This window comes from Clavibacter sp. VKM Ac-2873 (genome assembly GCF_015351075.1).
Lineage (GTDB): Bacteria > Actinomycetota > Actinomycetes > Actinomycetales > Microbacteriaceae > Clavibacter.
In genome coordinates this window covers 172,835-196,038 of sequence record NZ_JADKRS010000005.1, presented here as the reverse complement: position 1 = coordinate 196,038, position 23,204 = coordinate 172,835, and the positions used below count along the sequence as shown (strand labels likewise).

Annotated in this window: 25 protein-coding genes; 13 read left to right on the top strand and 12 right to left on the bottom strand. The window is 74.1% G+C overall.

Annotated elements, in window-relative coordinates; genetic code table 11:
- Positions 1 to 3 precede the first annotated feature (3 nt).
- Entirely contained in the window at positions 4 to 960 is a 957-nt protein-coding gene (locus ITJ44_RS14290) for a DMT family transporter (protein ID WP_194636207.1), read from the bottom strand.
- Between the two features lie 73 nt (positions 961 to 1,033).
- Between ITJ44_RS14290 and ITJ44_RS14285 the strand changes: the two genes are divergently transcribed.
- The gene (locus ITJ44_RS14285; protein WP_194636206.1) at positions 1,034 to 1,594 is read left to right on the top strand and encodes a CGNR zinc finger domain-containing protein; all 561 of its coding nucleotides are present in this window, start codon (positions 1,034 to 1,036) and stop codon (positions 1,592 to 1,594) included.
- A gap of 13 nt (positions 1,595 to 1,607) precedes the next feature.
- On the opposite strand, the gene rsmI is transcribed toward ITJ44_RS14285, so the two are convergent.
- Genes rsmI through ITJ44_RS14270 form a run of 3 tightly spaced genes read right to left on the bottom strand, consistent with a single transcriptional unit; the run spans position 1,608 to position 2,914 of the window.
- Complete coding sequence (gene rsmI / locus ITJ44_RS14280; protein WP_194636205.1) at positions 1,608 to 2,423, bottom strand: 16S rRNA (cytidine(1402)-2'-O)-methyltransferase; 816 nt, start codon at positions 2,421 to 2,423, stop codon at positions 1,608 to 1,610.
- Positions 2,420 to 2,755 (bottom strand): hypothetical protein, encoded by a 336-nt coding sequence (locus tag ITJ44_RS14275; protein WP_194636204.1) that lies wholly within the window; start codon positions 2,753 to 2,755, stop codon positions 2,420 to 2,422. Before ITJ44_RS14275 ends, rsmI begins: the two co-directional genes overlap by 4 nt.
- A gap of 3 nt (positions 2,756 to 2,758) precedes the next feature.
- Complete coding sequence (locus ITJ44_RS14270) at positions 2,759 to 2,914, bottom strand: hypothetical protein (protein WP_228495132.1); 156 nt, start codon at positions 2,912 to 2,914, stop codon at positions 2,759 to 2,761.
- Between the two features lie 339 nt (positions 2,915 to 3,253).
- On the opposite strand from ITJ44_RS14270, the gene ITJ44_RS14265 reads away from it, so the two are divergent.
- On the top strand, positions 3,254 to 3,697 hold the full coding sequence (locus ITJ44_RS14265; protein WP_194636203.1) for a DoxX family protein: 444 nt from the start codon (positions 3,254 to 3,256) through the stop codon (positions 3,695 to 3,697).
- A gap of 39 nt (positions 3,698 to 3,736) precedes the next feature.
- On the opposite strand, the gene ITJ44_RS14260 is transcribed toward ITJ44_RS14265, so the two are convergent.
- A complete protein-coding gene (locus tag ITJ44_RS14260) occupies positions 3,737 to 4,657 on the bottom strand; it encodes a hydroxymethylglutaryl-CoA lyase (protein ID WP_194636202.1) in 921 nt (306 codons plus the stop codon).
- Positions 4,654 to 5,925: a CaiB/BaiF CoA-transferase family protein gene (locus ITJ44_RS14255; RefSeq protein WP_194636201.1), complete on the bottom strand. Its 1,272-nt coding sequence runs from the start codon at positions 5,923 to 5,925 to the stop codon at positions 4,654 to 4,656. The genes ITJ44_RS14260 and ITJ44_RS14255 overlap by 4 nt, the downstream gene beginning before the upstream one ends.
- A 274-nt stretch (positions 5,926 to 6,199) precedes the next feature.
- On the opposite strand from ITJ44_RS14255, the gene treS reads away from it, so the two are divergent.
- Positions 6,200 to 8,446: a maltose alpha-D-glucosyltransferase gene (gene treS / locus ITJ44_RS14250; RefSeq protein ID WP_194636200.1), complete on the top strand. Its 2,247-nt coding sequence runs from the start codon at positions 6,200 to 6,202 to the stop codon at positions 8,444 to 8,446.
- Positions 8,447 to 8,492: 46 nt separating this feature from the next.
- On the opposite strand, the gene ITJ44_RS14245 is transcribed toward treS, so the two are convergent.
- Both ITJ44_RS14245 and ITJ44_RS14240 read right to left on the bottom strand, forming a co-directional pair.
- Entirely contained in the window at positions 8,493 to 9,029 is a 537-nt protein-coding gene (locus ITJ44_RS14245; protein ID WP_194636199.1) for a hypothetical protein, read from the bottom strand.
- Between the two features lies 1 nt (position 9,030).
- Complete coding sequence (locus ITJ44_RS14240; RefSeq protein ID WP_194636198.1) at positions 9,031 to 9,582, bottom strand: hypothetical protein; 552 nt, start codon at positions 9,580 to 9,582, stop codon at positions 9,031 to 9,033.
- A 224-nt stretch (positions 9,583 to 9,806) separates the two neighbouring features.
- On the opposite strand from ITJ44_RS14240, the gene ITJ44_RS14235 reads away from it, so the two are divergent.
- The 5 genes from ITJ44_RS14235 (at position 9,807) to ITJ44_RS14215 (ending at position 15,224) form a co-directional block, all read left to right on the top strand.
- Positions 9,807 to 11,552, top strand: coding sequence for a phospholipid carrier-dependent glycosyltransferase (locus ITJ44_RS14235; RefSeq protein WP_194636197.1), 1,746 nt, complete (start codon positions 9,807 to 9,809; stop codon positions 11,550 to 11,552).
- Complete coding sequence (locus ITJ44_RS14230) at positions 11,552 to 12,556, top strand: YeiH family protein (protein WP_194636293.1); 1,005 nt, start codon at positions 11,552 to 11,554, stop codon at positions 12,554 to 12,556. Before ITJ44_RS14235 ends, ITJ44_RS14230 begins: the two co-directional genes overlap by 1 nt.
- A gap of 187 nt (positions 12,557 to 12,743) precedes the next feature.
- Complete coding sequence (locus ITJ44_RS14225; RefSeq protein ID WP_194636196.1) at positions 12,744 to 13,007, top strand: hypothetical protein; 264 nt, start codon at positions 12,744 to 12,746, stop codon at positions 13,005 to 13,007.
- A 151-nt stretch (positions 13,008 to 13,158) separates the two neighbouring features.
- Entirely contained in the window at positions 13,159 to 14,454 is a 1,296-nt protein-coding gene (locus tag ITJ44_RS14220; RefSeq protein WP_194636195.1) for an O-acetylhomoserine aminocarboxypropyltransferase/cysteine synthase family protein, read from the top strand.
- A 239-nt stretch (positions 14,455 to 14,693) separates the two neighbouring features.
- Positions 14,694 to 15,224 carry a CoA-binding protein gene (locus ITJ44_RS14215; RefSeq protein ID WP_194636292.1) on the top strand — a complete coding sequence of 177 codons (531 nt, stop codon included), beginning with the start codon at positions 14,694 to 14,696 and terminating at the stop codon, positions 15,222 to 15,224.
- Positions 15,225 to 15,237: 13 nt separating this feature from the next.
- Here the strand turns inward: ITJ44_RS14215 and ITJ44_RS14210 are convergent, their stop codons facing one another.
- Positions 15,238 to 15,747, bottom strand: coding sequence for a DUF427 domain-containing protein (locus ITJ44_RS14210; RefSeq protein ID WP_194636194.1), 510 nt, complete (start codon positions 15,745 to 15,747; stop codon positions 15,238 to 15,240).
- A gap of 150 nt (positions 15,748 to 15,897) precedes the next feature.
- On the opposite strand from ITJ44_RS14210, the gene ITJ44_RS14205 reads away from it, so the two are divergent.
- The 5 genes from ITJ44_RS14205 (at position 15,898) to ITJ44_RS14185 (ending at position 20,453) form a co-directional block, all read left to right on the top strand.
- On the top strand, positions 15,898 to 17,409 hold the full coding sequence (locus ITJ44_RS14205) for a M23 family metallopeptidase (RefSeq protein WP_194636193.1): 1,512 nt from the start codon (positions 15,898 to 15,900) through the stop codon (positions 17,407 to 17,409).
- A gap of 187 nt (positions 17,410 to 17,596) precedes the next feature.
- Entirely contained in the window at positions 17,597 to 17,857 is a 261-nt protein-coding gene (locus ITJ44_RS14200) for a GlsB/YeaQ/YmgE family stress response membrane protein (protein ID WP_194636192.1), read from the top strand.
- A 132-nt stretch (positions 17,858 to 17,989) separates the two neighbouring features.
- Complete coding sequence (locus tag ITJ44_RS14195; RefSeq protein ID WP_194636191.1) at positions 17,990 to 18,640, top strand: hypothetical protein; 651 nt, start codon at positions 17,990 to 17,992, stop codon at positions 18,638 to 18,640.
- A gap of 9 nt (positions 18,641 to 18,649) precedes the next feature.
- Entirely contained in the window at positions 18,650 to 20,017 is a 1,368-nt protein-coding gene (locus tag ITJ44_RS14190; protein WP_194636190.1) for an L-serine ammonia-lyase, read from the top strand.
- A gap of 37 nt (positions 20,018 to 20,054) precedes the next feature.
- Positions 20,055 to 20,453 carry an SdpI family protein gene (locus ITJ44_RS14185; RefSeq protein ID WP_194636189.1) on the top strand — a complete coding sequence of 133 codons (399 nt, stop codon included), beginning with the start codon at positions 20,055 to 20,057 and terminating at the stop codon, positions 20,451 to 20,453.
- Positions 20,454 to 20,457: 4 nt separating this feature from the next.
- Here ITJ44_RS14185 and ITJ44_RS14180 read toward each other — a convergent pair whose 3' ends face one another.
- From ITJ44_RS14180 to ITJ44_RS14170, 3 genes are read right to left on the bottom strand one after another with little or no spacing between them, the layout of a single operon-like run.
- Complete coding sequence (locus ITJ44_RS14180; protein ID WP_194636188.1) at positions 20,458 to 21,564, bottom strand: hypothetical protein; 1,107 nt, start codon at positions 21,562 to 21,564, stop codon at positions 20,458 to 20,460.
- Positions 21,561 to 22,355 carry an IclR family transcriptional regulator gene (locus ITJ44_RS14175; RefSeq protein ID WP_194636187.1) on the bottom strand — a complete coding sequence of 265 codons (795 nt, stop codon included), beginning with the start codon at positions 22,353 to 22,355 and terminating at the stop codon, positions 21,561 to 21,563. Before ITJ44_RS14175 ends, ITJ44_RS14180 begins: the two co-directional genes overlap by 4 nt.
- Positions 22,349 to 23,143: an NAD(P)-dependent oxidoreductase gene (locus tag ITJ44_RS14170; RefSeq protein WP_194636186.1), complete on the bottom strand. Its 795-nt coding sequence runs from the start codon at positions 23,141 to 23,143 to the stop codon at positions 22,349 to 22,351. The genes ITJ44_RS14175 and ITJ44_RS14170 overlap by 7 nt, the downstream gene beginning before the upstream one ends.
- Positions 23,144 to 23,204 lie beyond the last annotated feature (61 nt).

Sequence of the window (23,204 nt, the reverse complement as noted above, 5' to 3'; positions counted from 1 at the left end):
GGGTCAGGCGGCGGGCGAGGCCGTCGCCGCCTCCGCGCCCTCCGGGAGCGCGTCCGCCCGCGCGTCGAACCGCACCGCGACGATGCCCGCCACGATGAGCGCGCCGCCCACCAGCTGCAGCGCCGTCAGCTCCTCGCCGAGCAGCAGCCAGGCCCAGGCGCCGGCCGCCGCGACCTCGAGCAGGCCGGTGAAGGACGCGAGGCGGGATCCGAGCATCGCGCCCGCGGTGATCCCGGCTCCGTAAGCCAGCGCCGTCGCGACCACGCCGACCACGAGCATCGGCACCCACCACGGCACGACGCTCCCGAGCATCGAGACGTCGGCGACGGATCCCGTGAACGGCAGGATCCCCGTCGCGCCGACGAGCGCCAGCAGCACCGCCGCGACGAGCAGCCCGGCGGCCGCGAGCGCCACCGGCGGCAGCCCGTCCGCGCCGCGCGCCGCGATCGCGAAGTAGCCGGCGCAGCCGACCATCGCGCCGAGCGCGAAGAGGAGGCCGAGGGGATCGAGCGTCCCGCCGCCCGACGGCGACACCACGAGCGCGAGCCCGCCGGCCGCGGCGACGGATCCGAGGAGCACCGGCACCGCGGGCCGCCGGCGGCCCATCGCCCACGCCACCGCCACGAGCAGCAGCGGCGCCATGAACTCGATGAGGATCGCCGTGCCGACGGGGATCCGCTCGATGGCGGCGAAGTACATGACCTGCGCGCCCGCGACGCCCACGAGCGCCATGCCGAGCACCCGGCGCCACGCCCGCAGCACGGGCCGGAGGTCGCCGCCGAGCTGCACGAGCGCGACGGGCGCGAGGATCAGCCCGCCGACGAGCGCCCGGAGAGCCACGGCCGCGACCGGGCTCCAGCCGGACTCGAGCAGCGGCTTCACGAACGCGCCCGACAGCCCGAAGGAGCAGGCGGCGACGATCGCGAGGACGAGTCCGGTGGTCAGGTGGCGTCGATCCATGGTGCGCTCGTCTCGTCAGGGGCCATGCGGCCTACGGTCCTGACGTTAGACTCGTCGTGGATAAGGAGTCAACTTGCTTTTCACCCCTGACACGGAGGACGTGCTGACGTTCGACGCCGTGATCCTCAACACGGCCCCGCGCGCCACCCGCTCGGGCGACGACCTGCTCGCCACCCCGGAGCAGCTCGCCGACCTGATGACCCGCAGCGGCTTCTCCGGCCGCTTCGACCGCGACGAGCGCGAGCTCCGCGAGGTGCACCGCGCCCGCGCCCGCCTGCGGGAGATCTGGGGCCTCGACCGCGACGCCATGGTGGATCCCGTCAACGAGCTGCTCGCGCGCCACCACGCGGCGCCGCGCCTCGTGCGGCACGACGCCCTCGACTGGCACCTGCACGCGACGCCGGAGGACGCGCCGCTCGCCGACCGGATCCTCGTGGAGGCCGCCATGGCCCTCGTCGACGTCGTGCGCTCCGACGCCACCGACCGCCTCCGCGAATGCGCCGCCGACGACTGCGACGGCGTGCTCGTCGACCTCTCCCGCAACGGCTCGAAGCGGTTCTGCAGCGTGCGCTGCGGCAACCGGATGAACATGGTCGCGTTCCGCGAGCGCCGCGCGCAGGATCCGGTGGGCTAGCCCACCGCCCGCCTCACCGCGCCTGGAGCGCCGCCTGGTACAGGTCGCGCTTGCCGAGGCCGGTCGCCTCGGCGATGGTGCCGGCCGCGTCCTTGAGGCGCGCGCCGTCGGACACCAGCTCGAGCACCTGCGTGACGCCGGTCGCGAGATCCACCTCGAGCGCCGCGGCGCCCTCCGCGACCACGACGATCTCGCCGCGCACGCCCTCGGCGGCCCAGGCGACGAGCTCGGCGGCGGATCCCCGGCGCACCTCCTCGTACAGCTTCGTGAGCTCGCGGCACACGACGAGCCGGCGATCCGGACCCCACTCGGCGACGACGTCCTCGAGCGACGCCTGCAGCCGGTTCGGCGACTCGAAGAAGACCATCGTGCGGCGCTCGCGCACGAGCTCGCGGAGCACCCGGCGCCGGTCGCCGCCCTTCCGCGGGAGGAAGCCCTCGAACGTGAAGCGGTCGGTGGGGAGGCCGGAGACGGCGAGCGCGCTGAGGACGGCGCTCGGTCCGGGGATCACCGTGACACGGACGCCCGCCGCGGCCGCCGCCTCCACCAGGTGGAAGCCGGGGTCGGAGATCGCGGGCATGCCGGCGTCGGAGAGCACGAGCACGTCGGTCTCGCGCGCCAGCTCGACGAGGTCGGCGGAGCGCTCCTGCTCGTTGTGGTCGTGCAGCGCGATGAGGCGCGGCCGGTTCTCGACGCCGAGCGCGCCGAGCAGGCGGATGGTGGTGCGGGTGTCCTCGGCGGCGATGACCGTGGCGGAGGACAGCGCCTCCACGAGCCGCCGCGACGCGTCGCCCAGGTTGCCGATGGGGGTCGCGCCGAGGATGATCACCGGTCGATCATCCCATCCGGGCGGCTCTGGTCCTCGACCTCGCCGTCACCCTCGCCGTCGACCGGGAGGCCGGCCCGGTCGCCGACGTGCGCGGGGTCCTCGACCTCCTCGTCGCCCGGGTCGCTCCAGCCGCGGATCCAGTTGGCCACCCCGCCACCGATCGCGAGGAGCCCCAAGGGCACGCCGAAGAGGACGATGGTGTCGCCGCGCCCCGCGTTGCTGATCTCCCCGAACGCGCCCGTGAGGCCGAGCACCGAGACCGCGCACAGGGCGACGCCGAGGATCAGCCACCCCCACGTCTCGCGCCCTCGCGACCGGCTCCTCAGGAACACGGGTCAGCCCACGTCGGGCGCGTCCGCGCCCGGGCCGATGAGGTGCTGGTGCGCGATGACGGGATCCCACCGCTTCCGGATCTCCCCCTGCGTCTGCGAGATCGCGAACGCGACCTCCGGCGAGACGGGGACGATGCGGCGGGACTCGACGACGGGCACGGATCCATGCTGGCACGGCGGATGCGGGTCCCCCGATCCGCCCGTGGCGGGATTTGACTCCCCCGGACGCTCGCGCCTACGTTGATTGAACGCTCAATGATTGAGCGTCGGGCGTCGCGGCGCCGAACGGACCTGTCGACCGTCACGCACCACGGGTGCGCGGTCGGACGTCCAGGGAGACCGCGCCGGAGGGATCCGCCCCGGCTCGCCGGCCCCTCGAGGCCTCCCGGATCCCGGCGCTCCCGCGTCCTCCCGCCGACGCCGGCGCCCCGCGCGCCGGACCGCTCGACCGCGAATCCGCACGTCGACCGTCATCCCCGAACAGAAGGAGAACCCCGCATGCGCACGCTGCTCCACCCCGCCCGCACATCGCCCGTCCTCCAGGACGCCGCCCTGCTCATCGCCCGCGCCGCGATCGGCTTCATCCTCATGGCCCACGGGCTGCAGAAGTTCCTCGACTACACGCTCGACGGCACCGCCGCCTCCTTCACGCAGATGGGCATCCCGATCCCGGCCGCGGCGGCGGTCTTCGCCGCGACGGTCGAGACCGTCGGAGGTGCCGCGCTGATCATCGGCCTCCTGACCCCCGTGGTCGCGGCCCTCAACGTCCTCAACCTGCTCGGGGCCTTCGTCATCGTGCACGCCGACAAGGGCGTCTTCGTCGACGGCGGCGGCTACGAGCTCGTGCTGGCCCTGATCGCCGGCCTGATCGTCGTCGCGCTCCTCGGGGCCGGCCGCCTCAGCGTCGACGGGCTCCTCAGCCGCCGCACCCGCACCGCCTGAGCGGAGCCGGCGGCGCCCGGCCGTCGCCGGCCGGCGCGGTCAGCCGTCGGCGACGACCCACGGGAACGCCCGCGCCGTGGAGCGCGCTCCCTGCCGGGCCTTCGAGCGGTTCGGCTCGCCCAGGTCGTCGAGCAGCCGCTCGGATGCGCGCACCAGGTCGGCGAAGGCCGCGGTGGTGAGCCAGTCCGGGCGCAGGGCGAAGACGAGGTCCTCGGTGGCGGTGTTGCCGCTCGCGCCCGGGGCGAACGGGCATCCGCCGAGGCCGCCGAGCGCCCCGTCGACCACCGTGGCCCCGGCCTGGATCGCGGCGAGCGCGTTGACGACGCCGGCGCCCCACGTGTCGTGCCCGTGGAACACGATCTCGCGCTTCGGCGTCTCCGCGGCCACGCGGCCGACGAGGGACGCCACCTGCTGCGGGTGCGCCTGCCCGAGGGTGTCGCAGATCACGATGTCCTCGGCTCCCGTGGTCCGCGGGTCGTCCGCGATGTCGATCACCCGCTGCTCGGGGACGTCGCCGTCGAACGGGCAGGTGAACGAGGTCGCGATGCACAGCTGGATGCGCCCGCCGACCCCGCGGGCGAGATCCACCGCCTCCGGCATGGCCGCCAGGCTGGCGTCCGTGGTCCGGCCGATGTTCGCCTGGTTGTGGGCGTCGGAGGCGGACAGGCAGTACTGGAAGTTGCGGGCCCCCGCGGCCGCGGCGCGCGCGACGTGACGCGGCGTGGCGACCCACACCCACGAGCGCTCGAGCTCCTCGGGCGTCAACGCCGCGATGACGTCGAGCGTGTTCGCCATCGGCGGGACCAGGTCGCCGCGCGCCATGGAGCCGATCTCGAGCTCGGGGACCCCCGCCGCGAAGAGGGCCCGCGCGAGCTCGACCTTCCGCTCGGTGGGGAGCATCCCGCCGGTGAGCTGCAGGCCGTCGCGGAGGGTGACGTCGCGGAGCCGGACGCCGGTCATCGGTCGCCCGCCGTCTCGTCGTCGCCGCGGGTCGCGCGGGTCCTGTCCGTTGCGCCTGTCGCGCGCGCGTCGTCGAGCATCGCGAGCACCTCCTCGGTGTCCTGGCCCAGGGCGGGCGCGAGCGTGCGGATGGGGAGCGAGCGTCCGCCGAAGACGGGGACGATGCCCGGGAACCCGACGCCGGGGACGATCCCCGCTCCCGTGTCGACGTCGAACTCCTGGATCATCCCGCGGGCGGCGTACTGCTCGCTGGAGCTGATGTCCGCGGCCGTGTAGATGGGTCCGGACGGGACGCCCGCCTCGTCGAGGGCGGCGAGCGCCTCCGTCGCGGTCCGGGTCGCGGTCCAGGCGCCGATGGCCGCGTCGAGCTCGTCGCGGCGGATCCACCGCTGGTCGTTCGCGCCGAGGCCCTCGTCCGCGGCGAGGTCGGGTCGTCCGATGATCCCCATCAGGTGCGGGAAGATGGCGTCGGCGTTGCCGGCGATGATGATGCTGGCGCCGTCGGAGCACGTGTAGGCGTTGGACGGGGCGATGCCCTCCATGCGCCCGCCGACGCGCTCGCGCACGATGCCGTGGGCCTGGTAGTCGGGGATGAGGGACTCCATCATCGAGAACATGGACTCGTTCAGAGCGACGTCGACGACCCGCTCGGCGAGCGGCGCCGGCGCGAGGCCGGCGCCCCGTCGCGCCTCGCGCTGGTAGAGCCCCATCATGACGCCGTAGCCCGCGTAGAGGCCCGCGACGGAGTCGCCGATCGAGATGCCCACGCGCACGGGAGGACGATCGGGGTCGCCCACGAGATCGCGGAACCCCGCCATCGCCTCGGCGACCGCCGCGAAGCCGGGACGCTGCGACAGCGGCCCGGTCTGCCCGAAGGCCGAGATGCGCGCGATGACGATCTCGGGGTTGATCGCGTCGAGCACGTCCGGCCCGATCCCCCAGCGCTCGAGGGTCCCCGGCCGGAAGTTCTCGAGCACGACGTCGCACTCGGCGACCAGCCGTCGCACGGCGTCGCGCCCCTCGTCCGTGCGCAGGTCGAGGGTGATGGAGCGCTTGTTGCGGTTGATGGCGTGGAACAGCATCGACGTGGTCGAGCCCTCGTGCAGGCGCCACCTCCGCAGCTCGTCGCCGGTGCCGGGCCGCTCCACCTTGATCACCTCGGCCCCGAAGTCCGCGAGGAGGCGTCCGGCGGTGGGAGCGGCGATGAGGTTGCCGAGCTCCAGGACCCGGATGCCGGCGAGCGGGGCGATGCTCGATGCGTCGATCATGATCGGCCTTCCTAGGGGGGTGGGCGGGGATGCGGAGGAGGAGGGTCGCGCCCGGCTCGACGACCGACGCTATCGAGACCAGGGCGGCGCGGGTCGAGAGGGTCCCCCGGTGGCCAGCCCGCGCGGAGACGGCAGGGCAGGATCCCGCCGCCCCCTCGTCGTCGCCCCCGCCGCCGCGCACGACGCCCCCGCATCCTGCGTACGCTCGTCACAGCGGCCCCGCGGGCCGACGGCGCCCGCATCGGGCGCGCACCACCACACCCGAGGAGCACCAGTGGACGACGCCATCGAGACGAACGCGATCCCCGAGCCGGAGCCCACGGAGATCACGTACGACGAGGAGCGCTTCCCGGCCCGCCCCGCCCGCCTCCGCGCCCGTCCGCAGCTGCGCGCCAGCGGGATCCGCCGCTCGTCGAACGACCCGCGCGCCGCCGACGCGTCGAACCCCTCCTACGTCGAGTGGCTCCGCCGCCAGTCGATGCTCGGCGACGCCGACGTGCTGAGCCGCGGCCTCTCCGGATCGCCCAGCATGTGGTCGAACCCGTACGCCCGGCCGGACGCGCGCCGCGCCATCGACACCGCGTCGGTCTGGTTCACCGCCTACCCGATCTCGCTCATCACCAAGGAGGGCGAGTCGTACCTCGGCGCGCTCGGCGACCCGCAGCTGTGGGAGATCTTCCAGTCGATCGGCATCGAGGCCGTGCACACCGGTCCCGTGAAGCTCGCGGGCGGCATCACCGAGTGGTCGCAGACCGCGAGCGTCGACGGCCACTTCGACCGCATCAGCACCCAGATCGACGCGGCCTTCGGCACGGAGGACGAGTTCCGCCGCCTCACCGAGGTCGCCGACCAGCACGGCGGCAGCGTCATCGACGACATCGTGCCCGGCCACACCGGCAAGGGCGCCGACTTCCGCCTCGCCGAGATGGGCTACAAGGACTTCCCCGGGATCTACCACATGGTCGAGATCCCCGAGGAGGACTGGGGCCTGCTGCCCGACGTGCTCCCCGGCCGCGACGCCGTGAACCTCGACGTGGCCGCCGAGCAGGCGCTCGCCGACCAGGGCTACATCATCGGCCGCCTGCAGCGCGTGATCTTCTACGCGCCCGGCGTCAAGGAGACCAACTGGAGCGCCACCGCGCCCGTGCTGGGCGTCGACGGCCGCGTCCGCCGCTGGGTGTACCTGCACTACTTCAAGCAGGGCCAGCCCTCCATCAACTGGCTGGACCCCACGTTCGCCGGCATGCGCATGGTCATCGGCGACGCGCTGCACTCGCTGGGCGACCTCGGCGCGAGCGCGCTGCGGCTCGACGCGAACGGCTTCCTCGGCGTGGAGAAGAGCGTCGAGGGCCCGGCGTGGTCCGAGGGCCACCCGCTCTCGGAGGCCGCGAACCACCTCATCGCGAGCATGGTGCGCAAGGTCGGCGGGTTCTCCTTCCAGGAGCTGAACCTCACGATGGAGGACATCCGCGACACCGGCCGCGTCGGCGCCGACCTCTCCTACGACTTCATCAACCGGCCCGCCTACCAGCACGCGCTCGCGACGGGCGACACCGAGTTCCTGCGCCTGACGCTCCGCACCTCGCTCGAGGTCGGCGTCGAGCCCGTGACCCTCGTGCACGCGCTGCAGAACCACGACGAGCTCACGTACGAGCTCGTGCACTGGGCGACCGAGCACTGCGCGGACCTGTTCCCGTTCCGCGGCGACGAGATGACGGGCGCGGACCTCGCGGAGACCATCCGCGGCGACCTCCTCGAGGAGCTCACGGGCGACAGCGCCGACTACAACCACGTGTTCACGACGAACGGCATCGCGTGCACCACGGCATCCGTCATCGCGGCCGCGCAGGGCTTCACCACGCTCGACGCGATCGGGGAGGGCGACATCGCGGGGATCCGCGCCGCGCACCTCCTGCTGGCCAAGTTCAACGCGTGGCAGCCGGGCGTCTTCGCGCTCTCCGCGTGGGACCTGCTCGGCGTGCTGCCGCTGCAGGCCTCGCAGGTGGCCGACCTCATCGAGGGCGGCGACACGCGCTGGGTGCACCGCGGCGGGCACGACCTGCTCGACGCGGCGCCCGAGGCGACCGGGTCCGGATCCGGCATGCCGCGCGGACGGTCGCTGTACGGCTCGCTGCCCGCGCAGGTCGGCGACCCGGCGTCGTTCGCCTCCGGGCTCCGCAGCGTGCTCGAGGTGCGCGAGCGCTTCGACGTCGCGCTCGGCACGCAGCTCGACGTCCCGGACGTCGGCCACCCCGGCATGCTCGTGATGGTGCACCGGCTCGACAACGGCGACCCGGAGGCCGACGCGCGCCTGCAGCTCACGGTGCTGAACTTCACGGGCGAGCCGATCCTCGCGACGGTCCGCTCCGAGCACCTGCCGAGCCGCCGCGTCGTGCGCGACGCGACGACGGGCGAGGAGGTCGGCACGGTCGATGACCTGTCCAGCTTCCCGGTGCAGCTCGAGCCCTACGCGGGCCTGTTCCTGATGCTCGACGAGGAGCCGGAGGCCGAGGAGGCCTAGGCCGCCCGGCCTCCGGGCTCCGAGGCCGCGCCCTCCGGCGGGCGGATCAGCACCACGCCTCGAGGGCGACGTCGCGGATCCGCCGGTCGCGGATGTCCGCCCACTCCACGGCGATCCGCGGGGCGGCGATCGGGTGCCGCACGAGGTCGACGACCTGGTTCGTGAGGAGCCGCGGCGTCACGCAGCCGGACGCGAGGATCCCCGTCACGGCGACGTCCGCGCCGCGCGTGCGCTCGAGCCCCGCGTGCGTGCGCACCACCCACGCGTCGAGCGCGCGGAGGTCCGGCCGGATCGCCCCGATGCGGCCGCCGACCACGACCACCAGGTGCCGGAGCTGCGGCAGGTGCTCCGGCACGTGCACGGCGCGGAGGCACCGGGCGGCGGCGTGCACCCCGCGGATCCCGCCCGCCTGCGCGTCGACGCCCACGACGAGCGCGCGCACGGGACGCGGATCCTCCGCATCCCGGCCGTCGAAGGCGGCGCGGAGGTCGGCGAGCGCGGGGATGGGGTCGCCCGCGAACGCGAGGCGCGGCGTGCGCGGACGGCTGCCGCCGGCCGCGGGGTCGATGAGCGGCGCGCGCACCTCAGGGCCTCCGCCGACGGCGCGGAGGCACGCGGCGCTCCCCCGCGCCGTGCCCGCCGCCCACGCGCCCGGTCCCCACGGGACGCCCGCCGAGCCGCACGTCGTGCAGGGCGGGCGTTCCCCCGCACGGCACGACGACGAGGTCGCCGACCGCCAGGTCGTCCGGCAGCGCGACCGCGGCCGTCCCCGACGTCGACGCCGCCGCCACGATCCGCGCGACCGACGAGCGGCCGGGGGCCCGGCCGAGGACGCGCGCGTCCCCCCAGCGCGCGTCCACCCCGTCGAGGTGGCCGTCGACGCACACGACGCGCTCGCCGCCCGGTCCCGGGAGGACGGCCGTCACCGCCACGACGACGAGCGCGCCGCAGCCGGACGCGTCCGCGCGGATCCCCATGGCCTCGCCCGAGTGCACGCACGGCGTCCCGCACACGTCCACGAGCCGCCGCATCGAGACCCCGGCGACCACGACGTCGTCGATGACGGGAGGCGCGGCGGGCGCGGCCGCGGCTGGAGCGTCCACGCGCGGCGGAGCTCCCGCCTCGAGGACGCTCATCGCCGCACCCCCGCCGTGCGGTCGGACGCGGGACGGACGGGGACGGGAGGCACACGGCACGGGAAGGGCATGCGCCCAGTCCACCTCCGCGCGGATCTCGGCCGCGAGCCCGCTCACGACACCCCTACGGCTCCCGCCCGGAACCTCACGGGGTCCCGACGCGCAGCGGAGCCGCGGAGCGTCCGCGACCCGGGCACCCGCGCACGTGCATGCGATGATGAGCCGTGCCCGACTCGCCCTACCGCCCCGCCCAGGACGGTGACGAGGGCACGATCGCGGACGGCGCAGCCGCACCCGTCGCGGCGGACACGGGTCCCGTCGTCGCTCCCGTCGTCGCCGACGACGAGGCCGCCACCCGCGCGGCGCGGCGCTCGGACGGGCGCGCGGTCACGGCCCGCGGATCCCGCCTCGACGACCTCTGGGCGCGCCTGGTCTCCACCCCCGCCCGCCGCCGGGCCTGGCAGTGGGGCGGCCCGATCGCCATCACGCTGCTCGCGGCGGTCCTCCGCATCCAGAGCCTCGGCCACCCCGCCACGCTCGTGTTCGACGAGACCTTCTACGTGAAGGACGCGTGGACCCTCCTCCACCTCGGCTACGAGGGCTCGTGGCCCACGGATCCGAACCCCGCCTTCATCGCCGGCCAGACCGACGGCTACCTGCCGGCGCCCGGGTTCGTGGCGCATCCCCCGCTCGGCAAGTGGATCATCGCGCTCGGCCTCGCGGTCTTCGGCGCGGCGGATCCGGTGGGCTGGCGCATCGCGACGGCCGTCGTGGGAACGCTCGCGGTGGTCCTGCTCATGCTCATCGCCCGACGGCTCACCGGCTCCGCGGTCGTCGCGACGATGGCCGGGTTCCTCTTCGCGATCGACGGCCACGCCATCGTGATGAGCCGCATCGCGCTGCTCGACACCCACGTCATGTTCTTCGGCCTGCTCGGCTTCGGCGCGATCCTCCTCGACCGCACCTGGCACGAGCGGCGGTTCACGGCGCGGCTCGCGCGCCGCCGGGACGCGCTACCCGCGGACGCCCGGCCGCTGGAGTTCGGACCCGTCGTGCTGTGGCGGCCGTGGCTCGTCGCCGCGGGCCTCGCGTTCGGCGCGACCTCCTCCGTCAAGTGGTCCGGCATCTTCTTCCTCGCGGGCTTCGGGCTCTACGTCGTGCTCACCGACATGCTGCTGCGCCGCCGCCACGGGCTCGCGGCGTGGTTCACGGCGGGCGCCGCGGTGCAGGGCCCGGTCTCCTTCCTCCTGCTCGTGCCGCCCGCGATCGCCGCGTTCCTCGCCTCCTACGCGGGCTGGTTCGCGACCTCGAACGGGTACTTCCGCGGCTGGGCGGCAGAGGGGGCGAACGCCTGGCAGGGCGGACTCGCCTGGGTGCCGCTGTCGATCCAGAGCCTCTGGCACTACCTCTCGCAGCAGTACGCGTTCAACGTGGGGCTCGACGTGACGCACCCGTACCGCGCGGATCCGCGCCTCTGGCTGCTCCTCTACCGGCCGACGCAGTTCTACTACGAGGCCTACGGCTACGGGCAGTCGGGCTGCACGATCGACGCCTGCTCGGCGTCCATCACGTCGATCGCGAACCCGATCATCTGGTGGCTCTCCGTCGCCGCGATGCTGTACCTCGTCTACCGGCTCGCGGCCCGCCGCGAGTGGCGCGTGGGCCTCGTGCTCATGGGGATGGTCGTCGGCTACCTGCCGTGGCTGCTCTACGTGAACCGCACGGTCTTCCAGTTCTACTCGATCGCCTTCGAGCCGTACCTGATCCTGTGCCTCGCCCTGGTGCTCGGCATGATCCTCGGCGACCGCGGCGATCCCCGGCCCCGCCGCACGCGCGGCATCGTGATCGTGGCCGTCGTGCTCGTCGTGTGCGCGCTCGTCAGCGCGTTCTTCTACCCGCTGTGGACCGGGCAGCTCGTGCCCACGTGGTTCTGGCGGCTGCACGCGTGGATCCCGTCGGGCTGGATCTGATGCCCGCCACCGCCGCACGCGTGCACCCCGCGCTCCCCGGCCTCGGCGCCGCGGCGGCGGCCGCGCTCGTCGCGTGGGCCGTGCACGCGCTCGTCCCGGCGATCCCGCTGCTCACGGTCGCGGTCGCGCTCGGCATCGTCGCCGCGCAGATCCCGGCCGCCCGGCCCGCGCTGACCGGACCGCTGAAGCCCGGCCTCGCGCTCGCGTCGAAGCGGCTGATGCGGACCGGCGTGGTGCTCCTCGGCCTGCAGCTCGGCCTCTCCGACATCGTCGGGCTCGGCTGGCGGGCGGTGCTCCTCATCGTGGCCGTCGTGGTCCTGGCGTTCGCGGGCACGTATGCGATCGCCCGCGCCCTCCGGATGCCGGGCCAGCAGCCGCTCCTCCTCGCCACGGGCTTCTCGATCTGCGGCGCGAGCGCGATCGGCGCGATGTCGGGCGTCACGCGCGCGAAGCCCGCCGACCAGGGCGCCCCCGTCGCGCTCGTGACCCTCTGCGGCACGCTCGCGATCGCCGTGCTGCCGCCGCTCGCCGGCCCGCTCGGCCTCGACGACGTCGCCTTCGGGCACTGGGTCGGCGCGGGCGTGCACGACGTGGGGCAGGTGGTCGCGACCGCGCAGATCGCCGGATCCGCCGCCCTCACCATCGCGATCGCCGTGAAGCTCACGCGCGTGCTGCTGCTCGCGCCCGTGGTCGCCGTCGCGGGCGTCGTGATGCGCCGCCGCGAGGGCCGGGTGGAGGGCGCGGCGCGTCCGCCCATCGTGCCGCTGTTCGTCCTCGGCTTCCTCGCCGCCGTGCTGGTGCGCACCTTCGTGCCGCTGCCGGCGGGCGTGCTCGACGGCGCGCAGGTCGTGCAGACCGCTCTGCTCGCGATCGCGCTCGTGGCGCTCGGATCCGCCGTGCGCCTCCGCGAGCTCGTCGGCCAGGGCGGATCCGCGCTCGCCGCCGGCCTCCTCTCCTGGGCGCTCATCGCGGGCCTCGCCCTCGCGGCGGTGCGCCTGTCCTGACGCGTCGTCACCCATGCGGCCCGGCGTGACGCCGCGGTCGACCGCGAGCACGCGTTCACGAGGCGGGCGTCCCACGCGGACGATCGGGCCGGGAGGGCATCGCCGGTCGGCGGTGACCCTGCCGATGGACATGCGGTGCGCCCGCCCATAGAGTCCGACTACGCGCACATCTGATCAAGGGGTAGAGATGAAGATCAAGAACCGGGTCATCGCGATGGCTTCCGCTGTGGCATGCGCCAGCGGCATCGGCCTCGCTGGGGCGACACCGGCGCAGGCCGCTACACCGCAGTTCTTCTCCATCTCCGCCGCTGCCCAGGACCCGTGCGTCTCCGAGCTCAGGACGGGCTATGTGGACGCGGTGCGCGCCGGATATCGGATCACGCAATACAAGCCGTGCGCCTACGGCGTGAACGGCTTCAACGGCTGGACGGGCTCCTTCTACTACGGCTAGGGCACGATCCGCCGGGACCCCGCATCGCCGCGAACGCGGGGGACCCCGCATCAGGCAGTCCTCACCGGTACCCCGCATGCGCTGGCGCGCCCGCGTCGTCGTGTTACGCCTGTCCCGGTCGGCTCGCGGGAGCGCGGGCTAGCGTCGGGTCATGGTCGATCGCGAGTACGGGTTCAAGACGAGGGCGATCCACGCGGGCAACATCCCCGACGCCACCACGGGTGCGCGCGCCCTCCCCATCTACCAGTCGAGCGCGTTCGTCTTCGACGACACCGCCGACGCCGCCGCGCGCTTCGCGCTGCAGAAGTACGGCAACGTCTACTCGCGCCTGTCGAACCCCACGGTCGCCGCGTTCGAGGAGCGCGTCGCGAGCCTCGAGGGCGGCCTCGGCGCGGTCGCGACGTCGAGCGGGCTGAGCGCGCAGTACATCACCTTCGCGTCGCTCGCGGGCGCCGGCGACCACATCGTCGCCTCCGCGGCCCTCTACGGCGGATCCATCACCCAGCTCGACGTCACCCTCCGCCGCTTCGGCGTGGAGACCACCTTCGTGCAGTCGAGCGACCCGGCCGACTACGCCGCCGCGATCACCGACCGCACCAAGCTCGTCTTCGCGGAGACCGTCGCGAACCCGTCGGGCGAGATCGCCGACATCGAGGGGCTCGCCGCCGTCGCGCACGCGGCGGGCGTGCCGCTCGTCATCGACTCCACCATCGCCACCCCGTACCTCAACCGGCCGATCGAGTGGGGCGCCGACATCGTCATCCACTCGGCCACGAAGTTCCTCGGCGGGCACGGCACCACGCTCGGCGGCGTGGTCGTGGAGTCCGGCCTGTTCGACTGGGAGAGCGCCCGCTTCCCGCTGCTGGACCAGCCCGTGCCAAGCTACGGCGGCCTCAACTGGACCGGCAACTTCGGCGAGTACGCGTTCCTCACCCGGCTCCGCGCCGAGCAGCTCCGCGACATCGGGCCCGTGCTCGCCCCGCACTCCGCGTTCCTCCTCGCGCAGGGCGTCGAGACGCTGCCGTACCGGATGCAGGCGCACATCGACAACGCGCGGGCCGTCGCCGAATGGCTGGATCAGGATCCGCGCATCACCGCCGTCAACTGGGCCGGCCTCCCCGCGCACCCGCACCACGAGCGGGCGCGCAAGTACCTGCCGACGGGACCCGGATCCGTGTTCACGTTCGAGGTGGCGGGCGGCCGGGCGGTCGGCCAGCGCTTCATCGAGTCGGTCGAGCTCGCGAGCCACCTCGCCAACATCGGCGATGCGAAGACCCTCGTCATCCACCCGGCGTCCACGACCCACGCGCAGCTGAGCGAGTCGCAGCTGGTGGACGCGGGCGTGCTGCCCGGCATCGTCCGCATCAGCGTCGGCATCGAGGACGTCGCCGACATCATCCACGACCTGGACCAGGCGCTGACCGCCGCCACGGAGGGAGCGAAGTGAGCTTCGACACCGGCGGCGTGCCGCCCGAGCGCACCGGATCCGCGCCCCACCCCGCCGCCGACGCCGACGACCTCGCGCCGCTCGACCCCGCCGAGGTGGCCGCCGACCGCGCGGCCGGCGACGCGGCGGAGGCGGACGCAGCCGACGCGGATGCATCCACTCCCGTCGAGCCGGTCGCCGCAGCGCCAGCCGGAGGGGGCGACGCCGACGGCACCCAGACCACGCAGCTCCAGAACGGCCTGACCTGCGCGATCCCCCGCCCCAGCCCGCTCGCGGCGCTGCTGCGCTCCGAGCGCACGTGGACCGGCCCGAGCGCGAAGGAGCGCCAGGCCATCCTCCGCCGCGCGAAGTCCGTCGCCATCGTGGGCGCCTCGCCGAATCCCGCGCGCTCCAGCTACTTCGTCGGGACGTACCTCCAGCAGTCGAGCGACTTCCGCGTCTACTTCGTGAACCCGAACGCCACCGAGATCCTCGGGCAGAAGGCGTACCCCGACCTCGCGTCGCTCCCCGAGGTGCCCGACATCGTCGACGTGTTCCGGAAGGCCAGCGACATCCCGTCGGTCGTGGACGACGTGGTCGCGATCGGCGCGCCCGTCATCTGGGTGCAGCTCGGCATCTGGAACCAGGAGGCGGCGGTCGACGCGGAGGCCCGCGGCCTCACCGTGGTGATGGACCGCTGCATCAAGGTCGAGCACGCGCGCTTCCACGGCGGTCTGCACCTGCTCGGCTTCGACACCGGCGTGATCAGCGCGCGGAAGGCCGCGGTCTAGCGGCTCCCGCGGATCACCAGCCGAGCGTGCCCGGGGCGCCCTTGAACGGGCCGACCACGCGCGGCGTGATCCAGCCGCCGTAGAAGTCGCCCTCCTGCGCCTCGACCGCGATGCCGTCGACCGTGATGCGGTCCATGCGCGACGGGTACACCGCGACCATGTCGGCGAGCACCTCGAAGCCGCGCGTCGGCGACGGATACCACCAGGCGGTGCGGTCGGCCGTGACGCCGCCCGCGGTGAGCGAGAGGTACGAGGCCTCCCCCTTGTACTCGCACCACGACCGGCCGGCGGCGGAGGAGAGCACGCCCGCGGCGAAGTCGGCGGAGGGGAGGTAGTAGACCGGCGGATGGCTCGTCTCGAGCACGCGCACCGCGGATCGGCTGTCGACGATGACGCGGCCGCCGAGCTCGATCACGACGCGCTCGGCGGTCGGCTCGACGCGTGGCGGACGCGGGTAGTCCCACACCGACTCCTGCCCGTCGCCGGGGATCTCGCGGGGACGACGGGCCGGTGGGATGCGCATGCGCCGACGGTACCCCGGGTGCCTGGGTGGCCGATCGCCGCACGGCCGCATCGTCGGCCGCGCCCCCGAAAGAGGGGTACGGCGGACGCTCCCCGGCTGGGAGAGTGCAGTCGGCGGTCACGATCGGCCGCCCACTCTCGAAGGATGCACATGAAGAAGCTCTTCGCCATGACGGCGACGCTCGCGATGGCCGCGGGCTTGGTGGTGCTGGGATCGGCATCCGCTCAGGCGGATTCCGGGGACATGATCGTGCCGACGACCGGCTCCGTGACCGGCCAGGTCGCACCCCGCCACTGCGACGGCTCGGGGACCACGGACCACACGGGGATCGACATCGCCGCGGGCGCGGGATCCTCCATCGTCGCGGCCGCGGCGGGCACGGTGAGGAGCGTGGTCAACAGCGCCGGGACCAGCGGCTACGGCACCAGCGTGCTGATCGACCATGGTTCCGGCTACCAGTCGTTCTACGGCCACATGCTGGTCGACAGCGCCACGGTCACGGTCGGGCAGTCGGTCGCGAAGGGCCAGCGGATCGGCTCCGTCGGGAACACGGGCGCGTCGCGCGGGAACCACCTGCACTGGGAGGCGCGCATCGACGGCGTGAGCCAGTCGGGCATGAACAGCTACTTCACCTGCGGCAGGTCGGTGACGCAGGGCACCGCGATCCCCTGGTCGTTCCCCGGATTCCCGAGCACGGTCGTGCAGTCGCACATCGCCGTCCGCGCGAACACGGGCACGCTCTGGACCTGGCGCGGCGAGGCCGGCAGCGAGGGCTTCGCCGCGGACTCGGGCCAGGTCGTCCAGGCGGGCACGTCCCCGGCGATGGCCTCGAACGGCGCGCAATCCGGCGTCGCGTTCCACTCGTCGGACGGCTCCCTCGCGACGTGGCGCGGCACGGCGGGCTCAGCGGGCGCGTCCGCCGCGTCCGCGAAGGTCGGGATGAAGTCGGGCACGAGCCCGTCCATCGTCTCGCTCGGCGGCGGCACGTACGCGGTGGCCTTCCAGGCGAACACCGGTGAGCTGTGGACGTGGACCGGCACCCCCGGCACCACCGGGACCGCCGCCTCCACCGGGTACGGGATGATGGCCGGCACCAGCCCGTCCATCGTCACGGTGGGCAACGGCGTCTCCGTCGCGTTCCAGGCGAACACCGGCAAGCTCTACACCTGGTACGGCTCGCCCGCGACCACGGGCACCGCCGCCGACACGGGCTTCGGGATGATGACGGGCACGAGTCCGTCGATCACGAAGGTCAACGGGTCCACCGTCGCGGTCGCCGCCCAGGCCAACACCGGCAAGCTCTGGGTGTGGAGCGGCACTCCGCGCACCGCGGGCGTCGCCGTCCAGACCTCGCTCGGGATGAAGGCCGGCACGAGTCCGTCCATCACCCTCCTCGGTTCCCAGCTCGCCGTCGCAGCCCAGGCGAACACGGGCACGCTCTGGACGTGGCGGGGCAATCCGGGCACCGCCGGCTCCGCGCACTCCGCGAACGTCGGGATGAAGGCCGCGACCAGCCCGTCGGTCGAGACCGTGGGCGGCGAGATCGCCGTCGCGGTGCAGGCCAACACCGGCTCGCTGTGGACGTGGTCGGGCACCCCCGGCACGGACGGCTTCGCCCACACCGGGAACGTGGGCATGACCGCCAGCCCCGGCATCGGCTGACCTCTCGAGCACAAGATGGAGCGCCCGTCGGCATCGCCGACGGGCGCTTCGTCGTCTGCGGTACCCCATCCGGTTAAGGGGATAGCACTAACAGTTTTTGCACGAATGGTCTCCCGGGTGCTTGACTGGGACACGTCCACCCGCATTCGGGTGTCACACAGCAAGAGATCTTCGAGGAGTAACGCACATGGGCATCATCGGTTTTCTGGTTCTGGGTCTGATCGCCGGAGCGCTCGCCAAGCTGATCCTCCCGGGCAAGCAGGGCGGCGGAATCATCGTCACGCTGATCCTGGGCGTCGTCGGGGCCTTCCTCGGCGGCTTCATCGGCAGCGCGCTGTTCAACAAGGGCGTGGACGCGTTCGACCTCGGCTCGCTCGCGCTCGCCATCGTCGGCGCGATCATCGTCCTGCTGGTCTACGGCGCGATCGTCGGCCGCAAGAAGGCCTAGTCCTTCCGCATCCCGAGAGCCCCCGCCGCCGATCTGCACCGGATCGGCGGCGGGGGCTCTCGTCATCCCGGAGGTCATGTCGGACTCCTGATCCGGGCGGGTCGCGCCACGCGGTCTGCCTACGATGACCGCATGCCCGACGCCGTCGCCCCCTCCGCTCCCTCCCGCTCCCGCACCGCCGCCGTCCTCGTCGCGGTCGCGCTCCCGCCGCTCGCGCTGGCCGCCGCCGGCCTCGGCCACCCGAACCAGCTGACCGACGACACCGCCATGCACTGGCGCGACATGCACATCGCCCTGCTCCCGGTCTTCCCGCTGCTCGCGATCGCGCCGATCCTCCTCACGCGTCGCCACGACCGCCGCCTCGGGATCGTGGCCGTGGTCCTCGGCTTCGTCTACGCCGTCTGCTACCAGGCGCTCGACATCCTCGCGGGCATCGCGGCGGGCGCCCTGCAGCTCGAGGGCAGCCAGGGCGTGAACACCATGTACGGCCTCGCGGACGACATCGTCGTCGCGGGCGTCTGGTCCTACGTCGCGGCGACCGTGCTCGCGAGCGCGCTCGTGATCCGGCACGCGGGCCTCCGGGCGCTGCCGGGCGCGGTGATCGCCGTGATCGCGGCCGTCTCGTTCGTCGACAGCCACATCTTCTTCCCACGCGGCGTGATCACCATGCTCGGCCTCGCGGTCGGCTGGACCTGGCTGGCGGTCGCGTCGCGCGGCCCCGCCCGCCGTGGCCTCGCGCGCCCGGGGGCTCCCGCGGCCGACCGGGAGACGGCCGCGGCATAGTCTGACGGGATGACAGCGTACGTCTCGGCACTCGACCTCTTCTCCATCGGGATCGGGCCGTCGAGCTCGCACACCGTCGGACCCATGCGCGCCGCCCTGCTCTTCGCCCGGGAGTGCGAGGCGTCGCCCCGGTTCACCGAGATCACGCGCGTCACCGTGCGGCTGTTCGGCTCGCTCGGCGCCACCGGCCTCGGCCACGGCACGCCCGACGCGGTCGTCGCGGGGCTCGCCGGCCTCGCGCCCGAGACGTGCGACCCGGACGAGGTGCGCGGGCGCTGGTCGGGGCTCGGCGAGGGCGTCGACGTGCCGCTCGCGGGGATCCACCCGGTGCGGATGGTGGGCCGCGACCTCACCTTCGAGCCGTTCACGCGGCTCCCCCGTCACCCCAACGCGATGCACCTGGCCGCGCTCGACGCCGACGGCGGCACGGTGCTCGAGAGCACGTGGTTCTCGGTCGGCGGCGGCTTCGTGCTGCGTGAGGACCAGGCGCCGTCGGCCGTGCTGCCCACCGGACTGCCGCACTCCTTCTCCAACGCCGACGAGCTGATCGCGCTGGCCGAGTCGACCGGGCGCTCCATCGCCGACGTCGCGCGCGACACCGAGGAGTCGATCCACGGATCCCGCCGCGCGGTCGCCGGCCTCGACGCGATCTGGGACGCCATGGCGGCGTGCGTGACCGCGGGGCTCGGCGGCCAGGGCACGCTCCCGGGCGGGCTCAACGTGCGGCGCCGGGCGGCACGCGTGGCCTCGCAGCTCGCGACCATCGACGCCGAGGGCGCGCGCGACACCAGCCACGAGTGGCTGCACGCGTTCGCGCTCGCGGTCAACGAGGAGAACGCGTCCGGCGGGCGCGTCGTGACGGCGCCCACGAACGGCGCGGCCGGCATCATCCCCGCCGTCGGCTCCTACTACCTGCGGTTCGTGCCCGGCGCCGACCGCGCCGGGATCCGCGATTTCCTCCTCACCGCGACCGCGATCGGCTCGCTCGTGAAGGCCAACGCGTCCATCTCGGGCGCCGAGGCCGGCTGCCAGGGCGAGGTCGGCACGGCGTGCGCGATGGCCGCCGGCGCCCTCTGCGCGGTGCTCGGCGGATCCCCGCGGCAGGTCGAGAACGCCGCCGAGATCGCGATGGAGCACCACCTCGGCCTCACGTGCGATCCCGTGGGCGGGCTCGTGCAGATCCCGTGCATCGAGCGGAACGCGATCGCCGCCTCCACCGCCGTGAACGCCGCGCGCATGGCCCTGCACGGCGACGGCACGCACCTCGTCTCGCTCGACACCGTGATCGAGACCATGCGCCAGACGGGCCTCGACATGTCCACGAAGTACAAGGAGACGTCCACCGGCGGCCTCGCGGTCAACGTCATCGAGTGCTGAGGGCGCGGGGCGCGGCCGGCCGTGTCAGGCTGGGCGCATGGGTGTCCCCGCGCTGCTGCTCGCCGTCGCGGCGCTGCTGATCCTCGGCACCACGCAGCTCGCGGCCTGGGGCCTCCTGAAGCGCAACGGGTGGATCGGGATCCGCACGCGTCCCCTCATGGCGAGCGACGAGGCCTGGCGCGCCGGGCACGTGGCCGCCCTCCCCGCGCTCCGCAGCACGTGCCTGCCCGTCGCGATCGGCGGCGTCATCGGCGGGATCGCGGCCGGCGCCGGCATGAACAGCGTCGCCAGCTGGGGTTCGCTGCTGCTCGTCGGCGGCATCGTCTGGAGCACGTTCCGCGCGGGGCAGGCGGCCAAGCGGGTCACCCGACGCCGCGAGGTCGAGCGACAGGATGCCGAGCGATGGGGCAGGCAGCCCCGCCCGCGTCGCGACTAGGCCGTCACGACCGGGCCGCCGCCGCGTGCAGGGCGTCGCCCACGGCCGCCAGGCGCTCCCGGCCGATGAGCCCGAGGTGGTACACGTACGTGTCGTCGAGCCCGCGGACGGCGTCGGGCCAGCCGGCGCGGATGCTCGCGGGGGTCGCCGGCGGCAGCGCCCAGAGGTAGCCGCCGATCCGAGTGCCGGGGAGGCGCGCGCGGAGCCCGCGCATCGCCTCGGCGTCGTGCGCCACGGCGTCGAGCACCACCGCGCCGTCCACCTCGTCGAGGTCGTCGAGGAGCGCGGCGAACGGACCGGTGGCCCACGGATCCGCCTGCGCGTGCACCACGACGCGGGTGACGCCCGCGGTGCGCGCGGCCGCGACGCACGCGTCGAGGAGCTGCCGCCTGGCCCGGCCGCGCACGCGCAGGACGGCGTCGAGGCCCGCGAGCCCGCCGTCGGCGTCGACGCGAGCGCGCACCTCGGAGCCCAGCGCGTCCGGATCCTCGCCCTCCGCCGCCAGCAGCGCGACGCACGCCGTGCAGAAGCAGATCGACAGCAGCGCCTCCGCCTCGGCCGACCAGTCGGCTCCCGCGGTCTTCTCGTGGTGCCCGAGGTGGCCGAGGCCCATGGGGCCGCACGCCTCGAGCATCACGCCGTCGAGGTCCGCCGCGGCGGCCGTCTCGGCGACCAGCGCCGCCGCGTACGCGCGCACCTCGTCGCGGGCGGGGCAGAGCGCGTACGGATAGGCCTCGCCGAACGCGTTGACGACGCGGCTGTCCGGGTGGCGCGTGCCGACCGACGTCGAGTGCGTGAGCACGATCCACGCCTCGACGCCGAGGCCCGCGGCGCGCGCGACCGCCGCGGCGCGCGCGAAGGCGTCCGGCCCGACCCAGGGCGTGTCGTCATCGGGGCGGAGCTCGCCCCATGCCCCCTCGCGCACCGGGAGGTAGAGCGCGGACGAGCGCGCGTCGACGATGCGGTGCCGCGGATGCAGGGGCGTCGCGGCGCGCACCGAGTGGTACGCCGCCGCGATGGCCACGCCGTCGCCGCCCGCCGCCCGCACGCGGGACGCGGCGTCCGGGTCGTCGATGAGGTCCCAGGGGTACGCGCAGAAGGAGACGCTCACCGCACGCCCGCCGACCGCAGGGTCTGGGCGAGCCGGTGCGCGTGCGCGGCGATGATGCCCGCGACCCGCTCCGCCTCCTCCGGGGTCGCGCGGTCGATCGGCATGGAGCAGCTGATCGCGTCGGTCGCGGGGATCCGGTAGCCCACGCTCACCGCCACGCAGCTGACGCCGGCCAGGTTCTCCTCGCGCTCGTGCGCGTACCCGCGCTCGTGGGCCGCGTCGAGCTGCGCGTCGAGGGCCGCACGATCGGTGACGGTCTGCGGGGTGAGGGCGGCGAGCGGGCCGGAGCCGAGCGCCTCCCGCCGCTCCTCGGGGCTGAGCTCCGCGAGCAGGGCCTTGCCGAGCGAGGTGGCGTGCGCGGGCAGCTGCCGGCCGACGCGCGAGGTCGCGCGCCGGGACTCGGTCGTCTCGCGCGTGGCCAGGTACAGCACGCGGTCGCCCTCGCGGCGCGCGTAGTGCGCGGTGTACCCGGTCTCGTCGCGGATCCGCTCGAGGGCGGCGAGCGCGTGCGGCAGCGCCCGGTCGCGGTCGAGGTAGGCGGTGCCGACGACGAGCGCGCGGGATCCGATGGAGACGTGCGTGCCGTCCTGCAGCATCTCGATCCAGCCGCTCGCGGCCATGGTGTGCAGCAGCTGGTGCAGGCTCGAGCGCGGGTAGCCGGACGCGCGATGGAGGTCCACCACGGAGACGGGCTCCGACGATCCGGCCAGCCGCTCCAGCAGGGCGAGCGTGCGCTCCGCCGACTTGACCGGCCGGGCGCCGCGCTCGGTCGCCGGTCCGTCGGTCACCATGCGTCTCCCAGTGCGTGCTCCGGTGCGGCCCATTCGCCGCCGATGAGGCCGTTCGCGTCCGCGTCGTCCCCGTCGTCGATGCCGGCGGCGAAGGCCTCGGCGTCATCCTCAGGGTAGTAGCCGATCCGCTCGCCGGCGTCGGGCGAGAACCACGCGCGCGCGTTGCGCGACACGCCCCAGACGATGTGCGCCCCGGGCTCCTCCAGCGCGGCGACCGCCGCGATGAGCCGCGCCAGGTCGGGGAAGGAGAGCCAGGTGGAGAGCGACCGGCGACCCGTGGGGCGCTCGAGGAGGGTGCCGATCCGCGCGCTCACGACGCTCATCCCGTGGCGGTCGGCGTACACGGATCCGAGCGCCTCCATGGCCGCCTTGGTCACGCCGTAGAGGCTGTCCGGGCGGGGCGCGAGATCGGCGACGGGCTCCGTCGGCACCGGGTGGAAGCCGACGGCGTGCGTGGAGCTCGCGAGGAGCACGCGGCGGACGCCCTCCGCGCGCGCGGCCTCGAGCACGGTCCGCGTGCCGTCGACGTTCGCCGTGAGGACGTCGTCCCACGGCCGCTCGCGGCTGATGCCCCCGAGGTGCACCACGAGGTCGGCCCCGCGGACGGCCTCGCGCATCGCGCCGAGGTCGCGCACCGAGGCGGTGACGGCGCGCTCGCCGTCGACCGGGTCGGGATCCACCAGGTCGAGGAGCACGAGCTCGTGGCCCGCCGCCCGCAGCAGGGGCCGGACGCCGCGCCCGGCCATGCCGGCGGCCCCCGTCATCACGATGCGCGTCGGGTTCGTCATGCGTTCTCCCCAGGTTGATGTCCGTGGCGCTCGACGTCGCCCTCGTGTGCATTACGGTAGC

Excerpts from the sequence above, each read along its gene's own strand:
- ITJ44_RS14190 (WP_194636190.1), top strand. The coding sequence starts at position 18,650 with ATGACAGCGTACGTCTCGGCACTCGACCTCTTCTCCATCGGGATCGGG.
- ITJ44_RS14260 (WP_194636202.1), bottom strand. The coding sequence starts at position 4,657 with ATGACCGGCGTCCGGCTCCGCGACGTCACCCTCCGCGACGGCCTGCAG.
- ITJ44_RS14230 (WP_194636293.1), top strand. The coding sequence starts at position 11,552 with ATGCCCGCCACCGCCGCACGCGTGCACCCCGCGCTCCCCGGCCTCGGC.
- ITJ44_RS14175 (WP_194636187.1), bottom strand. The coding sequence starts at position 22,355 with ATGGTGACCGACGGACCGGCGACCGAGCGCGGCGCCCGGCCGGTCAAG.
- ITJ44_RS14185 (WP_194636189.1), top strand. The coding sequence starts at position 20,055 with ATGGGTGTCCCCGCGCTGCTGCTCGCCGTCGCGGCGCTGCTGATCCTC.
- ITJ44_RS14210 (WP_194636194.1), bottom strand. The coding sequence starts at position 15,747 with ATGCGCATCCCACCGGCCCGTCGTCCCCGCGAGATCCCCGGCGACGGG.
- ITJ44_RS14200 (WP_194636192.1), top strand. The coding sequence starts at position 17,597 with ATGGGCATCATCGGTTTTCTGGTTCTGGGTCTGATCGCCGGAGCGCTC.
- ITJ44_RS14205 (WP_194636193.1), top strand. The coding sequence starts at position 15,898 with ATGAAGAAGCTCTTCGCCATGACGGCGACGCTCGCGATGGCCGCGGGC.
- ITJ44_RS14170 (WP_194636186.1), bottom strand. The coding sequence starts at position 23,143 with ATGACGAACCCGACGCGCATCGTGATGACGGGGGCCGCCGGCATGGCC.
- ITJ44_RS14255 (WP_194636201.1), bottom strand. The coding sequence starts at position 5,925 with ATGATCGACGCATCGAGCATCGCCCCGCTCGCCGGCATCCGGGTCCTG.
- ITJ44_RS14220 (WP_194636195.1), top strand. The coding sequence starts at position 13,159 with ATGGTCGATCGCGAGTACGGGTTCAAGACGAGGGCGATCCACGCGGGC.
- ITJ44_RS14290 (WP_194636207.1), bottom strand. The coding sequence starts at position 960 with ATGGATCGACGCCACCTGACCACCGGACTCGTCCTCGCGATCGTCGCC.
- ITJ44_RS14225 (WP_194636196.1), top strand. The coding sequence starts at position 12,744 with ATGAAGATCAAGAACCGGGTCATCGCGATGGCTTCCGCTGTGGCATGC.
- ITJ44_RS14265 (WP_194636203.1), top strand. The coding sequence starts at position 3,254 with ATGCGCACGCTGCTCCACCCCGCCCGCACATCGCCCGTCCTCCAGGAC.
- ITJ44_RS14240 (WP_194636198.1), bottom strand. The coding sequence starts at position 9,582 with ATGAGCGTCCTCGAGGCGGGAGCTCCGCCGCGCGTGGACGCTCCAGCC.
- ITJ44_RS14195 (WP_194636191.1), top strand. The coding sequence starts at position 17,990 with ATGCCCGACGCCGTCGCCCCCTCCGCTCCCTCCCGCTCCCGCACCGCC.